Raw genomic sequence first — 15787 nt, forward strand, 5'->3', positions numbered from 1 at the left:
ATGGGCATCGTCATCACCGCAACCGGAATCAGCCGTGCGGGTGATTCTCCGAGCATCGTCACCCACGCGGCCGCGGCGGCGCAATCCGCACTGGCCGCGGCGGGAATCGATCCTTCCCGGGTCGGCGCCGTCATCAACACCGGCGTCTACCGGGACTCCAACACGATGGAACCGGCGGTCGCCGCGCTGATCCAGAAGGAACTCGGCATCGGGCTCGACTACTCCGCCGGTGACCGGCGGACCTTCGCGTTCGACCTGATGAACGGCGCCGTCGGTGTGCTCAATGCGATCCAGGTCGCGACCTCGATGCTGTTGACGCGCTCGACGGAGTACGTCCTCGTGGTCTCCGGCGACACCCATCCGTCACTCACCGGCGCCGATGCACCTGCGAGCTATCCCTATGCGACGGCGGGTGCCGCGCTCCTGCTCACGCCGTCGGAGGAAGCGGCCGGGTTCGGCCGTACCTTCAGTGTGCTCTCCGACGGGCCGTCCCCGGTGGAGGGGTACGTGGATCTGTCCACGATGGGCGTACTCGGTCGGGGCCAGGTCACCGTGTCCCGGACTCGAGGATTCGAGGAGGACCTGCTCGACGTCGCGGTCCGGGCGGCCGGAGACTCGCTGCGAGCCAATGCCACGGACCAGGACACCACGTTGCTGGTGACGTCCACGCCGACGCCCGATTTCGGCGACCGGCTGGCCCGCCGCCTGCGGTTGCAGCACCACGACCGCGACCTCGCGGCCGTGTTCGGTCGCGATCCCCACACCGCGGCCCTGCCGGCTGCCTTCCACCTGCTCTCCGAGGACGGCGCGCTCGAGCGCTATCGTCACGTCCTGTTCGTGGGTGCGGGCGCCGGACCGAGCGCGGCGGCCACCATGTATCGCGTGCCATCCTCGGTTGCCGGGACGGTGGCGGTCTGATGTCCTCGCCCACACTGACACCGGTGGTCGAGCGGTTTCGCGAGCGAGCCGGGGTCTCTCCGACTGCCGATGCCGTCCTGTACTCGACGTCCTCGGCTCCGGGGATCCCTCCCGTGTACGCGTCGCTCACCTATCGCGAACTCGACGACTGGTCCGAGGCCATCGCGGAGTACCTGCGCGGACAGGGTGTATGTGCCGGAACGAAGGCCATCGTCCTGGTCACCCCTGGGCCGGAGTTGTACGCGGTGCTGCTCGGGCTCCTGAAATGTGGCGCGGTTCCGGTGGTCATCGACCCCGGGATGGGTGTGCGGGCCATGGTGCGATGTCTGTCCGCGGTGGACGCCGAAGTGTTCGTCGGAGTTCCTGCCGCACAGGCGGTCCGGGTGCTGTTCCGACGGCGATTCCGCCGGGTGCGAGTGAATCTCACGGTGGGACGCGTGCGGCTCTGGGGTGGGCCCACGCTCGCAAGCCTGGGCCGGGAACCGAACGCCGCCGGCCCGTCGGTGCAGCCGGGAGCGACGCGTGCCGGCGAGGTCGCTGCGTCCGATACGGCACTGGTGGCGTTCACGACCGGGAGCACCGGACCGGCGAAAGCCGTCGAGATCACGCACGGCAACCTCACCGCGATGGTCGAGCAGATCGACGAGATGCGCGGTCACGTTCCACCGGAATGCTCGCTGGTCACGCTGCCGTTGTTCGGGCTCCTCGACCTCTTCCTCGGAACACGCTGTGTCCTCCCGCCGTTGATGCCGGCGCGGGTGGGGTCCACCGACCCGGCGCACGTGGCCGACGCCATCACCCGATTCGGTGTCCGCACCCTCTTCGCTTCCCCGGCCGTGCTGCTACCCCTCGTCGAACACGTCGAGACCAGTGACGAGTTCGAGCACCGGACTCGGCGTTTCGATTCGGTACGGAGTATCTATTCCGGAGGGGCGCCGGTGCCGCTCGACGCGGTACCGAGGCTCCGGGCGATCCTCTCCGCCGATGCCGAGGTGTACGTGGGTTACGGTGCGACCGAGGCCCTTCCGATGGCTGCCGTCGAGTCCCGGGACCTGACCACCGGCGTCGTGGAGAGAACCCGAAACGGTGCCGGCGTCCTGGTGGGGTACCCCGCACCGAGGGTGTCGGTGCGGACGATTCGCATCGTCGACGGGGCCGTTCCGGAGTGGACCGACGGGCTCGAGGAGTCGGGAATCGGCGAACTCGTGGTGTCGGGACCGAACGTCAGTACCCACTATCTGTGGCCGGAGACCGCCGATGCCGCGGCGAAGATCCGCGACGGCGAGGTGCTCTGGCACCGCACCGGCGATCTGGCCCGACTCGACACCGAGGGACGCATCTGGTTCCAGGGACGCAAGAGTCAGCGTGTCGAGACCGAGCACGGCCCGATGTTCACGGTGCAGGTGGAGCAGATGTTCGCTGCGGTGGACGGAGTCGCCCGTACCGCGCTGGTCGGGGTCGGCGGGCCGGGCCGGGCCGTCCCGGTTCTGTGCGTGGAGTTGCAGAGCGGCGCCGACCCCGAGCAGGTGCGTGCAGGTCTACGCGCGCGTGCCGACGAGTTCGAGCACACGCGGCAGATCGCGCACTTCCTCGTCCACCCGTCCTTCCCGGTGGACATCCGGCACAACGCGAAGATCGGCCGGGAGGAGTTGGCGACGTGGGCAGCTCGGCAGCGGGGTCCGGCGGGGAAGGGAGACCGGGCGTGACCGGCACGAAGGTTCTCGCGCTGCGGACCGTTCCGCTGCTGGGCTGGGTGGGCCTGCTCGCGGGACTCGTGTACGTCCGGGGCAGGAAACCGTGGCCCCACCCGGCAGTGCGGGTGGCCTGGTGGATCGATGCCGTCCTCAGCGTCGGCGTCCATACATTGCAGATTCCGGTGGCGCTCCGCCACCGTCACGACACGGGTCACTCCCGGTCCCGCACCGCGCTGATGACGTTCGTGTTCGGCCTCACGTGGTGGAAGACGGTGAAGCCGACGGCCGCGGCGACGGCAATCACGGAGGAGGATCGATGAAGGTACTGGTGACCGGCGCGTCCGGGTTTCTCGGCGGTGCACTGGTGCGCCGCATCGTCGCGGACGGCGAACACGAGGTCCACGCGCTCGTGCGTCCGAGCAGCGATCTGCGCGACCTGCGCGCCGAGGGCGTGCTGGACGCGGTGACTCTGGTGCACGGCGACCTCACCGACGGTGCGAGTCTGCGAGCCGCCGTACAGGGTATGGACGTCGTGGTCCACAGCGCCGCCCGCGTGGACGAACGCGGAACGCGGTCGCAGTTCGTCTCCGAGAATCTCGACGCCACAGTTCATCTCCTCGATGCGGCGCGCGAGTCCGGAGTCGGCAGGTTCGTCTACATCTCCAGCCCGAGTGCCGTCATGGAGTACGACGGTGGCGATCTGGTGAACGTCGACGAGTCCGTTCCGTACCCGGCGCGCTACCTGAACCTGTACTCGGAGACGAAGGCGGCCGCCGAGCGTGCCGTGCTCGCGGCCGACGCCCCCGGGTTCGTCACGTGTGCTCTCCGCCCACGGGCGATCTGGGGTGCAGGCGACCGTTCCGGTCCGGTGGTCCGGCTCCTGGGCCGGGCAGCAGCGGGACGGCTCCCGGATCTGTCCGGCGGGCGTGCGGTCCAGGCGTCGCTGTGTCACGTGGACAACGCCGTCGACGCCGTCATCAGGGCGTGGGCGTCGGACCGTGTCGGCGGCCGGGCGTACTTCCTCGCCGACGACGAGATCACGGACGTATGGCAGTTCGTCGGAGTGCTCGCCGATCGGTTCGGATTCGACCCACCGAGCCGCAGGCCGAACCCGCGGGTGCTCGCGGCCGCCGTCACCGTCCTCGACGCCGTGTGGTCGCTGCCGCCCGTCGCTCGCCGGTGGTCGCCGCCCCTGTCGCGGTACGTCCTGGCGTTGCTCGGTCGCACCGCGACGTTCGACACGACCGCGGCGCGCCGGGACTTCGGCTATCGGCCGGTGGTGGGCAGGGACGAGGGCTTGGCTGCGTTCGGTGACTGGGTCGATACCCAGGGCGGGATCGAGTCCATGGCCGGGGCGATCGCATGATCTTCGTCGGCCGTGGATCACTGTTGTGGCGAGCCGTGCGGGCGGCACACAGCCGCGGACACCGTGTGGATCTGGTGTGCGTGTCCCCGTCCGAGGGGGTGCCGCCGGACGTGGCGGACGCACCGCTACTGCGCACCGTGAACGTCAATCACGACCACGCCCGGGTGTTGGACGCCGCGACGGACGACGTGATGTGGTCGATCGACAATCGGACCATCCTGCGTGCGCCCCTGATCGGCTCGGGACTTCGGATATACAACATCCACAACGGGTTGCTCCCGGAGCATCGAGGGCTTCCCGAGATGGCCGTGATCTTCTGCCTGCTCCGCGGCGACACCGAGTACGGCGCGAGCCTTCACGTCGTGGACGAGGGGATCGACACCGGGCCGGTCCTCGACCTCGAGCGTTTCGCCGTCACGCCCGAGGACCGGTTCCAGGACGTGATGCTCGCGGGAGTCAAGGCCTGCCACACCCTCTTCGAACGCAATCTCGACGCCGTGTGCGAGGGGACGGCCGTACCGGTCGCTCCCGCGTCGCGGCCCGACGAGTACTTCGGTGCCGACCGCATTCGAGAGCTGATCCGCCTGCGCGACCTTCCCGACACCGACCGGGCGAGATTCGACCGGGCCACGGCACTCGGCGTGTTCGGTCCCCTCTACCCCGAGATCGCCGACGCGGTCTCCCAGCCCGCGAGGTGAACATGGTTGCCCCCACTCGGTTCCACCGTCCCGTGTCGCCGACGGAACGGCTCTACCTGTCCACCCGGGAGGTGGCTCCCCCGTTCGCGATTCAACTCGTCGTCGAAGGGGACGGCGAGATCGACACGGACGACGTGCGCGCCGCGGTGGCGATCGCCTCGCACGCGTGTCCCGGCGCCCGTCTGGTCCTGGAGGACGACCGGTGGGTCGACTCGGGGACGCCGCCGCGTGTCGAGCAACTGACCGGCCGTGTCGATTGGGATGCACTGGACACCGACCCGGTGCTGCACCGTCCGATCGGGCCCGGTCCGGAAGCGACGACCGAGGTCGTCGTTCTGCGTGCCGCCGGGAACAAGGGAACGACCGTGATCTTTCGTGCCTTTCACGGTGTGATGGATGCGGGCGGGATGTCGATCTGGGTCGGGGACGTGTTCCGGATACTCCGTGGGGAGGAACCGCTGGGTGCCCCGGACGTCGATGCCGACTCCGATCTCGTTGCCCGACTGGGCGCGTCGGGAGCTCCCACGAGACTGGTTCCCACCCGACCCTCGCCGTTCGGCCGGGCAGCGCCGGGAGGCGGACCGGTGTTCCTGTTGCGCCACCGCAGCGTTGCGGCACGGGTGCCCGCAGTGGTGGCGAAGGTGGCGGCGGTGATCGCCGAGCACTGCGCGGACACCGCGAGAATCATGGTGCCGGTGGATCTGCGCCGCCACGATCCAGGGATCCGCTCGACCGCGAACCTGGCACTGCCGCTGTTCCTCGACGTGGCGCCGGGGCAAGGATGGGACGAGGTCAACGCCCAGTTGCTCGCCGGGATGGTCGAACGTCGCGAGCTGAACGAGATGGAGGGCGGAGGCCTGTCCGCGATTCCGCAGCCGGTCACCCGCGGTATCCTCCGTGCCGCACATGCGATCGGTGCCCGGACGGGGCGGAATGTGGTGTCGGGAATCGTGTCCCATGCGGGACAGGTCGACCTCGAACAGTTCTCGTTGCCCGGATTCGAGCCCGTCTCGGTACGCGCGGTTCCGTCGCCGACCGGTCTGGTCCCGGTGAGCGTCGCACTCGTCGAACACCGCGGAAGCACCGAGATCACGGTCTCCGCACGGGGTGGGCGGGGTGTGGCGGAGCAACTCGACGAGCTTCTCGACGAGATGGTGGATGCCGTGTCGCGAGGGGCAGGCGATCGCCCCGTGGCGGCCGCTCGCCCGGTCGTGCCCGCCCTGCCTCTCCGCGCGGGCGCAGTCACGACACCGGGCGGTGCCACCGCTGTCGAGATGTTCCGCAGGCACGCGCGCGTCACCCCGGACGCTGTCGCGGTGACCGCACCGGGCGGTCCGGTCACCTATGGTGAGCTCGACCTGAGTTCGGATACGGTGGCCGCCGAACTGATTCGGCGGGGGATCGGCCGCGGCGACGTCGTCGCGGTTCTCGCCGACCGGACCGTGGCCGGGGCTGCCGCCCAACTGGGTGTGATGAAGGCGGGTGCGGCCTTCCTTCCCCTCGACCGCCGCCATCCGGCCGCGCGTATCCGTGCCACCATCGACGATTCCGGCGCGGCCCTGATCCTGGTCGAGCGGGATCACCTCGAACTGGCCGGTCCCGGTGTGACCGTGGTCCTCGAGGAGGTGCTCGCGGACCCGGGCGAGGCGGCCGTCGCACCGCCGGATCTCCCGGACGTCGAGCCACAGGACATCGCGTACGTCACGTACACGTCCGGCTCCACCGGGCGCCCGAAGGGCGTCCTCGTCCCACACGCGGGTGTGGTGAACTTCGTACGGTCCGCGACGGACTGGTACCGGCTCGGTCCGGAGACCAGGTTCGCTCACTACCACACGCCTGCGGCGGACATGGCGTGCGCCGCGTTCTTCTGCGCTCTCCTCACCGGTGGCGCCGTGACCCTCCTCCCGGACGACGTGTCGCCGGTGTCGTTGCGGCACATGTTCGTCGACTCCGGGGCCAACACCTTCCTGTTGACCCCGAGCCTGATGTCGACGATCGTGCGGCTCGACATCGAGGCTCCGCCGGTGCGGACCGTGATCATCGGGGGAGAGAAGCTGTACCCCTCGCTCGCGGAGCAGGCGCGCGAGTTCTTCGGGGCCGGGCCCAAGATCGTGAACAGCTACGGGCCGACCGAACTGAGCATCGTATGCACGACCTACGATCTGGACGACGCGCGCACGCCGGATGCGCCTGCGGCGGAGTCCGTCCCGATCGGCCACGCGTCCTCGGACACACCGGTGTTCCTGCTCGACGAGAGCGGTCGGTCGGTTCCGGTCGGTGAGGTCGGCGAGCTGTACTTCGGCGGACCGCAGGTCGCGGCCGGCTATCTCGGGCGTCCGGAGCTGACGGCGGAGCGGTTCGTCTCCGTCGCGGGCGAACGTACCTACCGCACGGGCGATCTGGCGCGGGTGCTCGAGGGCGGGCTCCTCGAGTTCGTCGGCCGGGCCGACGACCAGGTGAAGATCCGGGGTAACCGGATCGAGCCCGGTGAGGTGCAGGCCGTGCTCGAGACGTATCCGGATGTCGCGGCCTGCGCCGTGGTGCCACGGAAGAGGGCCGGGGGCGCGGAGCCGATGCTGGTCGCCTACGTGGTCCCGAAGACGGTCGTCTCGCCCTCGGGCGGTGTGCCCGAGTTCGCGGTGGTGGACGCGCGGGACTTCCTGTCCGGCCGCCTGCCCTCCTTCATGATCCCCGCGGCGATCGTGGCAGTACCCGCCCTGCCGGTGACGCTCAACGGGAAGCTGGATCTGGCCGCTCTCCCCCTTCCCGTCGCGGCCGAGGGCCATACCTCAACGGGTGGCGGCGACGAGCTGCCGGCCGAGGAATGGGCGGCCACGGCACGGATCTGGGCGGATGTACTGCGCGTCGATGTTCGCGTGCTGACCGAGGATTCGGACTTCTTCGTTCTCGGCGGAGACTCGCTGGCCGCGGTCGAGATGCTGGCCCGGGTGTCGCGCACGACCGTGGGCGCGGAGCGAGAGGCCCGGTTCGTCGCCGGGCTCGAGGGGTTCGCCCACCGGCTGACCCTGGGACGGGTACATGCGGCGGCTCTGGCGGCGCGCGGCGAGTGCTGAGAATCCGGAACACACGTGAGCCCCTCCTCGAATCGAGGAGGGGCTCACGTCGGTGGTAGGTCGGTGCGTCAGTTGCGGGCCGTGATCACTTACCGGTGATCCACGCGTGCGCTGCACACCTCGGCGTGACTCCGTCGCGGCTCTCGGGGTCGAGTGCCTCCAGGACGTAGTCGATCGCGCGCGGAGAGGTCGCCAGGCTCAGGTGATCCGACCAGTCCTGTTCGCAACCGTCCTGGATGCGGATGTTGCGGACGGTCGCTCCCGGCCCGGCCTCGAGGAAGGAGGCCTGGTACGGAGTGGAGACCTGGTCGTAGCTCGACGCGATGACCGTGTAGTCGATACCCGGTTCGGTGTCGCCACCGGCGTTGAGGTTCGTGAGGAAGGGGGAGCCGACGGCCTGATCCATCGGGCCGGTGCCGAACGGCAGCTCGTAGAGGCCGAGGATGTTCAGCCCGTGGTCGGTCATGAAGCGGCCGATGGTCGCGATGCCGTTGAGCGTCGTCCCGTGATTGGTTCCCGCGATGCTGACCAGGTTCTTGACCTTGTTGTTCGCCGGATCGGCCGGATCGGCACCGCCCTCGAAGCGCAGGTACTGACGTGCGAGAGGTGCGCCCTGCGAGTATCCGACGAGATCGACCTGGTCGGCGCCGGTCTGCGCCAGCACGGCATCGACGTACCGAGCAAGTTCCTTCGCCCCGTCGGCGACCGCTGCGGTCCCGTTCACTCCCGGAATGATTCCGGCGAGGCTGTGGCTGGTGATCCCGTAGTTGAGGGCGAACACGCAGTGGCCTTCGGCCTGGAGCGCGGGGCCGATGGCGGAGAAGCTGGAGTAGGCATTCTGGTAGGTGCCGTGCACCAGCACGATCGGGCGCGGCCGTTCGGCGGTGGGCACGCAGTCCCAGTCGTTGACCCCTTCCGGGGCCACCAGCGGGTTGAGCATGCCGTGGGTGATAGCGGAGACCGCGTTGGTCTCGAGGGGACCGACACCGGTGGTGTTCGCGATCGCCTCGGCCACGCCCGCGGCACGCTCGACCACCTGGGGTGTGTCCGTGGGGTCGGCCGCCGCCACGGAGGTCGAGGTGAGCATGGAGGCCGCGACGGCGGCGGCCCCCATCAATGCGGCACCGAGGCGGGCACGGCGCGGGGCTCGGGTTCTCGGCGGCGCGTCGGTCGGCTCTGCCTGCCAGGGTTTCACTGTCTCCTGGGACTTCTCTGTCGTCCTGATTTCCGGTGGCGTCACGGGGGACCCTTCCTCGCTACGTGTCTGATGACGACAGCGCAGGCAGGGTGCCGACGCGTGGGGACTGCCGTGTGTCGAGCACATGTCCACGCCATCACGTTCGTTCGAACGAACGTGACCATATCGTGTCCTACGGCACTTCGGTACCCCCGGGTGAATCAGGGCCGTTCGGTCCGCCTCCCGTGGGCCGGAAGACCCGACCGGATTCGGGTGCCGAATCCGCCTCGCGCGCGGGTGCGATCTGGGCTACTTTTCACCTGCACGCGGTGCCGGTCGTGAGGGTCCGGCGCAGGTGCGCGATCATGCCGACCCAGTCCCTGAGGGAGCAGTACGACGATGAGCGTCCGCCGAGACACTGCCGGCGAACAGTGGGGTCCCGTCGAGCGGAGCATCCTGTTCCGCGCAACCTACGACCTGATCTATCTGGACAGCGTCTTCCTCGAACACGGTGGTCGGGAGTCGTCGGTACTCGAGGCGCTCGAGCGGTTGCTGAATGCCGGGTACGCCGAGATCGGTGCGGACATCGACGGCCTCCAGCCGTGGAACACCGCCACCGAGGCGTCGGTGGCCACTGCCGTCGCCGCGCTGGGGCGGGGTGGGTCAGGCGCGGCGCCGGTTCCGGTGTGGCTGCGACTGACGCCGCGTGGGCGGACGGCGGCTGCCACCCGCCCACGCTGAGGGCCCCGAGAGATCACCGCGCGAAGTTCGCCGCGATTCGTTGGCGCAGGTAGTCCTCCGCGGTGATCGGCGGGTACTTGCCGAGCGGGCTCTCGATCAGGACGTCCCGGTTCGCCTGGGCGAAGAACGCCAGGCTGTAGCGCGGCCCTCGGTGCTCGTCCCGGGACGGGCTCTTGACCCGGTGGAAGTTCGACGGCAGGAGGTCGTCGCTCCACCGCATGAGCATGTCGCCGATGTTGCAGGTGATCGCTTCCTCGGCGGGCTCGATGGAGGTCCACTCCTGACCGTCCATCTCCTTGCCCGGGCACAGTTGGAGCCCGCCCTGGCCCTCTCGCTGGAAGAGCAGGGTGAGGCAGTCGAAATCGGTGTGTGCACCGGCTCGCCAGGTGCTCGGCCCGAACTCGGCGTCCTCGGGCACCGCGAAATAGTGCAACAGCCGCAGCGTGCTCTGGTAGCCGGCGGAGGAAGGATCGTGCGCGCGGGTGAAGAAGTCCCGGTCGAAGCCGAGCTTGTCGGCGAACAGTGACAGCAGTGACATCGCCAGCTCCCAGCAGCGGGTCTCGAAGTCGAGGATGGTGGCACGGAAGTCGGCCACCTCCTCGTCGCTCGGCCACAGCGAGTCCATGTGCGGCCGGGTGACCTGATAGGACTCCTTCTGGTCCGGGGTGCCGACGGAAGGCCGCACCTGGGCCATGCTCTCCCAGCCCGAGTTGAACTGTTTCCGGAGCGGGTACTGCGCCTTCACGTCCTCGGGCAGCGCGAAGAATGCCTCGGCAGCGGCGAAGGCGGCACGCACGTGGTCCAGATCGATGCCGTGACCCACCACCTGGAAGAACCCGATGTCCGTCGCCGCGGCCCAGAGTTCGTCCGCGATGTCGGCACGGCGGGAGGCGAGTTCGGTGAGATCGATGCGACGCACCTCGCGGGTGGTCTCCGAACCCATTCCGCCCATGCGGGTCTCACGGTTCAATTCGGTCAGTTCGTAGGTCATGATCGGTGTTCCTCTTCTCGTGCAGCCCGCATGCGTGCGACGCGCAGGTGGGTCGGTCCTGGATGGGTGGTGGTGATCCGCGCCGTTCAGCCGATGCCGATCGACGGGTCCGTGAACCTGTTCGTGAACAGCTCGTCCGCGGTGATGTCCTCGGGGATCGCCGATCCCGACTCGCGCAGGATGGGGGCGAGATCGGCGACGGTGCCCGCCACTCGCTCGAGGTCGTAAGTCCCTACCGAACCGTCCTCGTCCGCGACCAATCCCTTCTCCCTCAACAGTTCCGCGCTGTAGGCAGCCTGGCCCTCCGAGTACGGGGAGTAGGAGAGATCCTGGGAGACGACGTCGACGATGACCTCGTTGGTCGCTTCGGGTGCCGAGATGTACTCCGCGGAGGACTGCTGGATGATCGGCACCAGTTTCTCCAGGCACGGAGCCAGTGCGTCGACCTTGTCCGCGCGGACCGAGACGTTGGATGCGTAGATGTCGAACCCGGAATCCTTGATCAGGTCGTAGGCGACCGGCTTTCCCCATGCCTGGGTCTCGGATTCGTAGGTGTACGGCTCCGAGTTGGCGAATCCCTGCTGGGCGATCGAGGGGTCGGCGACGAACCGGGACGGAGCGCCGTCGTAGCTCGTGTCGATCTGTCCCTGCTCGAGCAGCCCCTTGGCCACCAGCCATCGAGGAAAGATCTGTTCCTTGGACACGACGACCGTGGCGCCGGACCCACCGATATCGGCGACCGACTCCCAGTCCGGGTGGTTCTCGGGGTCCCACATGATGATCGCGGGGCTGTACGCGAGCAACGGTGTGACTCCGACGACCGGCTGGCTCGCCGCCGCCGCGATCAACTGGTCGCCGTGGACGAGGCCGAGTGTGACGTCGTCGTCGACGTACATCTGCGACGCGACGGATTGGAAACCGATCGCGGGGCCACCCGCGCGCAGGGTCAGGTCCACGCCGGTGTCCTTGCCGTCGGCGACGAGCGGGCCGGTGACCGATTTGTTCTCGGTGTCGACGGTGTAGCCCGGGCCGAGCATGGCGAACATGCCGCCCATGTCCGATTGGGGCTGCCACTGAAGTTGAACCACGACCTCGTCCGGGCACGCGCCGGTGAGGGTCTGGGCCTCGGCAGCGGGCTCGAGGTCCTGGGCCGCTGCCGCCGAGTCGGAGGAACTGCATGCGGACAGGGTCAGTGCGGCCGCGGCGAGAGCGGCTGCTCCGGAGCGGGTCAGGGCGGTCCGATGGGTGTTCACTGAGGTCTCCTCGTGGCTGACGGGATCGCTGATCGCCGACGGGACGTGCAGCGCGTTGGATTACATGCAATACGACATTCGTTGCGGTGGTGTTACCAACCGGGGATCTATCGCAAACTCTCCCGAAAAATGCAGGTGGATGCGCCCGGTCTTCGGCAAAGTTCACGCCCGCTTAACGCGGGGCAACGTGGTCGAGATGCATGTAATCAATCATGGGAACCACGAAACAGTCTGACTGATACATGTAGGTCTGGCTGATGCATGTAATACGGAGGCACGTCAGGCGGGCCACACCCATGGAGGTAGTGATGGAGCTGATCGACACCCTGCAGGACGTCGATGCACGCAGGCTGACCCGGGGAACGGACATGGTCTTCGACGGCGTGGTCAAGAGATTCCCCACCGGAACGGTGGCCGTGGACGGGGTCGACCTGGCGGTACGGCAGGGTGAGTTCGTCGCTGTCGTCGGACCGTCGGGTTGTGGGAAGTCGACGCTGCTGCGGATGGCGGCCGGCCTCGAGGGGCCCACGGAAGGCACGGTCACGGTCGGTGCGAAGTCGGTCGGATTCATCTTCCAGGAGCCGACACTGCTGCCGTGGCGCGATGTGCGCGGGAATGTCGAACTGTCCGCCGAACTCGGTCGCGGCGTCTCCGACGACGAGCGCAGGGCACGCGCCGAGGAGTCGATCGCGGCCGTGGGGCTGCGGGACTTCGCCGACCAACTCCCCAGCGCCCTGTCCGGGGGCATGCGGATGCGGGTCTCACTGGCACGGGCACTCACCCTGTCCCCGGACCTGATGCTCTTGGACGAGCCGTTCGGTGCGCTCGACGAGATGACCAGACTCGACATGCAGGTGGAGCTCCAACGGCTCTATGTGGAGCGAGGTTTCACCGCCATGTTCATCACGCACTCGGTCTCGGAAGCGGTGTATCTCGCGGACCGGGTCGTGGTGATGACGGCGAGGCCGGGACGCATCGCCGCGGTGGTCGACATCGACTCGCCGTATCCCCGCAGCCCGGAGTTGCGGTACGAGAAGGCATTCAACGACCACGTCGCCGAGATCTCGGCGCTGTTGCACGGAGGCATGCGATGACACAGGTACACACCGGAGCCCCGGCGGTTTCCTCACCCTCCGCCGCCGCACTGCCGCCGTCACCGTCCTCGGCCACCCGGGAAGGGTCGACTCCCGCCGATCCCGGGCCCGCCCGGCTGTCACGTCTGGCCGGGTCCTCCCGGCTGCGGCGCCTGGCCGGGGCGGTCGGGTATCCGATTCTCTCGATCGCCGGTGCGCTCGTGGTGTGGTCGGCGGTGAGTTACCTCGTCCTGTCGCCGGAACGCCGCTTCCTGCTTCCTCCGCCGGGGCAGGTGCTGTCGCAGTCCCTGCTCGACTGGCAGCATCTCGGTCCGATGCTCGCGGCGCTCGCCGTCACCGCGCAGGTGGCATTCGTGGGCTTCGCGGTGGCGGTCGTGGTGGGCGTCGGTACCGGCGTGCTGATGTGCCAGGCGCGATGGATCGAGCGCATCGTGTACCCGTACGCGGTGGTCGTCCAGGTCATTCCGATTCTCGCGATCGTTCCGCTGATCGGGCTGTGGTTCGGCTACGGGATGACCGCCCGAACCCTGGTGTGCGTGCTCATCGCGGCGTTCCCCATCATCACCAACACCCATTTCGGTATCCGGTCCGTCGATCGGGGACTCCACGAGTTGTTCACACTCGGCCGTGCCTCGCGCTGGGATCGCCTGGTGAAACTCGAACTGCGCGCGGCGCTTCCGTCGATCATGACCGGTATCCGGACGGCCTCGGGGCTGGTCGTCGTGGGCGCCATCATCGGCGACATGTTCTTCGCCAAGGGGCAGCCGGGAATCGGGACGCTCCTCGACGTCTATCGCAGCCGATTGCAATCCGAGGACCTCATCGCGGCCATCGTGCTCGCCTCGCTCTTCGGCGTGCTGGTGTTCTCGCTCTTCGGGGTGATCCAGAAATGGCTGGTGGGCGGCTGGCACCAGTCGCAGAACTCCCCGAACCTGTGATCCCGAACTCCTGATCTCGAATCACCGATCTCGAATCACCGCTCCGGAAGGACCGACATGACAACCTCAGGCTTCACTGTTCCCACGATCGACATCGGGCCGTACCTCGCGCCAGGCGCAGGGGCGTCGACGAGTGCCGACTGCCGTACCGTCGCCGAAGCTCTCGACCGAGCGTGCCGCGACGTCGGCTTCGTCCAGATCGTCGGGCACGGCATGGATCCCGACGCCCTGACAGGCCTGGCGTCCGCGCTCGACGAGTTCTTCGCCCTGCCGCTCGAGGTCAAGAAGCGGTATCGCCGCGACCCCGGCGCGAATCGGGGCTACTCGCCGCCGAAGAGCGAGTCGCTGAGCATGAGTCTCGGTATCCCGTCGGCGAATCGGATGAACGACTTCTACGAGGCGTTCGTGATCGGTACGGAAGCGGCGGACGTCGTCGGTGAGGACCTGCCGGAGTCCAGCTATGCCGCCAACAACTGGCCGGATGCCGCTCCCGGATTCGAACCCGCGGTGCGCGCCTACTTCACCCGTGCGCAGGAGCTGGCCCGAACCCTGATGACGGCGTTCACCGATGCGCTGGGACTGCCGACCGGGTATTTCGATCCGATGATCGACCACTCGATCGAGGCGCTGAAGATGAACAACTACGCCCTGCCCGAGGGAGAGATCGAACTCGCGGGAGACCTCACCGGGATGGGCGCACACACCGATTTCGGCATCCTCACGATTCTGTGGGCGGACCGAGTGCCCGGCCTGCAGGTGCTCGGCAGCGACGGCGTCTGGCACGACGTCCAGCCCGAGGAGGGTGCCCTGCTGATCAACCTGGGTGACGCCATGGCGCGGTGGACCAACGATCGGTGGATGTCCACGATCCATCGGGTCGACCCACCGGTCGCCGACGGCCGGATCATCCGGCGGCGGTCGGCCGCGTTCTTCTTCGACGGCAATCACGACGCCGTCATCGAGACGTTGCCCGGCATGCTGGCCGAGGGCGAGCAGGGGTATCCGCCGATCACGGTGGCGGAGAACATCGCGGCGAAGATCGCCGGATTCCGCAGCGGCGTCGCCCCGGAGGGAGACCTGCGCGAGACCGCGCGAGTGCTCGCGGCCGGGCAGCCCGGCGGGGTCTCCGGGTGACGGGTGCGCCGGCGACGCGTTCCCGGGTGATGATGGTGGTATGGCGGAGGAACGGATGACGGCGACGGAGCAGGCACTGCTCACCGAATCGGTGCACGACACTCTGCGCGAGATGGTGTTCTCCGGCGAGCTCGAGCCGGGGGCTCCGCTGAGCGTGCCCGCGCTGGCGGCCCGTCTCGCGGTCAGCCGCACCCCGGTGCGGGAGGCGGTGCAACAGTTGATCTACGAGGGCATCGCCGTGCACGTCCGCAACGCCGGTGCCCGGGTCGCGACGATCGACGCGACATCGGTACGTGCGGTGTTCGAGGTACGCGAGGTGCTGGACGGGCTCGCGGCCTATCAGGCGACCCTCGCGATCTCCCGGGAAACCCTCTCCCGGCTGGAGAAGATGGTCCAGGTTCAGCGGGAGCTGCTGGACCAGCCGCCGGATCGGCGCCGTGACGCCCGGCTCGATCTCGAGTTCCACACCGTCATCCGGGAAGCTGCCGGAAACGTGCCGCTGGTGGAGGCCCTGGCCCGGCTGGACGGGCAGTCGCACCTGTTCCGTTCGGACATGTGGACCTCGCCGCTGGGCCGCACACTCGCGGTGACCGAGCACGAACGGATCCTGCACGCGATCGAGGCAGGAGACGCCGACGGTGCGCGGGTCGCGGCGTGCGCGCACGTGGCCGGGTTGCTGGTCCGGATCGGGCGCACCTGAGGCCGATCC

General features: G+C 68.5%; 14 protein-coding genes. 11 read left to right on the forward strand and 3 right to left on the reverse strand.

The annotated features are described in order from the left end of the window. The 6 genes from G4H71_RS11400 to G4H71_RS11425 are packed head-to-tail and all read left to right on the forward strand — an operon-like array spanning window position 1 to window position 7750. Window positions 1-918, forward strand: coding sequence for a hypothetical protein (locus G4H71_RS11400; RefSeq protein WP_072738537.1), 918 nt, complete (start codon window positions 1-3; stop codon window positions 916-918). Beyond that, on the forward strand, window positions 918-2624 hold the full coding sequence (locus G4H71_RS11405) for a fatty acid CoA ligase family protein (RefSeq protein WP_072738536.1): 1707 nt from the start codon (window positions 918-920) through the stop codon (window positions 2622-2624). The genes G4H71_RS11400 and G4H71_RS11405 overlap by 1 nt, the downstream gene beginning before the upstream one ends. Beyond that, window positions 2621-2932, forward strand: coding sequence for a hypothetical protein (locus G4H71_RS11410; RefSeq protein WP_083343138.1), 312 nt, complete (start codon window positions 2621-2623; stop codon window positions 2930-2932). The genes G4H71_RS11405 and G4H71_RS11410 overlap by 4 nt, the downstream gene beginning before the upstream one ends. Continuing rightward, window positions 2929-3978 (forward strand): NAD-dependent epimerase/dehydratase family protein, encoded by a 1050-nt coding sequence (locus G4H71_RS11415; RefSeq protein WP_072738535.1) that lies wholly within the window; start codon window positions 2929-2931, stop codon window positions 3976-3978. The genes G4H71_RS11410 and G4H71_RS11415 overlap by 4 nt, the downstream gene beginning before the upstream one ends. After that, window positions 3975-4676 carry a formyltransferase family protein gene (locus G4H71_RS11420; protein WP_072738534.1) on the forward strand — a complete coding sequence of 234 codons (702 nt, stop codon included), beginning with the start codon at window positions 3975-3977 and terminating at the stop codon, window positions 4674-4676. The genes G4H71_RS11415 and G4H71_RS11420 overlap by 4 nt, the downstream gene beginning before the upstream one ends. Before the next feature lie 2 nt (window positions 4677-4678). Next, entirely contained in the window at window positions 4679-7750 is a 3072-nt protein-coding gene (locus tag G4H71_RS11425) for a non-ribosomal peptide synthetase (protein WP_072738533.1), read from the forward strand. 85 nt (window positions 7751-7835) lie between these two features. Here G4H71_RS11425 and G4H71_RS11430 read toward each other — a convergent pair whose 3' ends face one another. Further along, window positions 7836-8945, reverse strand: a complete 1110-nt coding sequence (locus G4H71_RS11430) for an esterase/lipase family protein (protein ID WP_217631328.1) — start codon at window positions 8943-8945, stop codon at window positions 7836-7838. Window positions 8946-9326: 381 nt separating this feature from the next. Here G4H71_RS11430 and G4H71_RS11435 point away from each other — a divergent pair, with 381 nt between their 5' ends. Next, entirely contained in the window at window positions 9327-9668 is a 342-nt protein-coding gene (locus G4H71_RS11435; RefSeq protein ID WP_072738531.1) for a hypothetical protein, read from the forward strand. Between the two features lie 13 nt (window positions 9669-9681). Here G4H71_RS11435 and G4H71_RS11440 read toward each other — a convergent pair whose 3' ends face one another. Both G4H71_RS11440 and G4H71_RS11445 read right to left on the reverse strand, forming a co-directional pair. Next, window positions 9682-10659: an isopenicillin N synthase family dioxygenase gene (locus tag G4H71_RS11440; RefSeq protein ID WP_072738530.1), complete on the reverse strand. Its 978-nt coding sequence runs from the start codon at window positions 10657-10659 to the stop codon at window positions 9682-9684. Window positions 10660-10745: 86 nt separating this feature from the next. Then, entirely contained in the window at window positions 10746-11912 is a 1167-nt protein-coding gene (locus G4H71_RS11445) for a nitrate ABC transporter substrate-binding protein (protein WP_072738529.1), read from the reverse strand. A gap of 308 nt (window positions 11913-12220) precedes the next feature. Between G4H71_RS11445 and G4H71_RS11450 the strand changes: the two genes are divergently transcribed. Genes G4H71_RS11450 through G4H71_RS11465 form a run of 4 tightly spaced genes read left to right on the forward strand, consistent with a single transcriptional unit; the run spans window position 12221 to window position 15778 of the window. Next, complete coding sequence (locus tag G4H71_RS11450; protein ID WP_072738613.1) at window positions 12221-13006, forward strand: ABC transporter ATP-binding protein; 786 nt, start codon at window positions 12221-12223, stop codon at window positions 13004-13006. Further along, window positions 13003-13944, forward strand: coding sequence for an ABC transporter permease (locus G4H71_RS11455; protein ID WP_072738528.1), 942 nt, complete (start codon window positions 13003-13005; stop codon window positions 13942-13944). The genes G4H71_RS11450 and G4H71_RS11455 overlap by 4 nt, the downstream gene beginning before the upstream one ends. Window positions 13945-14001: 57 nt before the next feature. Continuing rightward, a complete protein-coding gene (locus G4H71_RS11460) occupies window positions 14002-15078 on the forward strand; it encodes an isopenicillin N synthase family dioxygenase (RefSeq protein WP_072738527.1) in 1077 nt (358 codons plus the stop codon). A 55-nt stretch (window positions 15079-15133) separates the two neighbouring features. After that, entirely contained in the window at window positions 15134-15778 is a 645-nt protein-coding gene (locus tag G4H71_RS11465; protein WP_072738612.1) for a GntR family transcriptional regulator, read from the forward strand. Window positions 15779-15787: the final 9 nt, after the last annotated feature.

Origin of the sequence: Rhodococcus triatomae (assembly GCF_014217785.1) — a bacterium.
Taxonomy (GTDB): domain Bacteria; phylum Actinomycetota; class Actinomycetes; order Mycobacteriales; family Mycobacteriaceae; genus Rhodococcus_F; species Rhodococcus_F triatomae.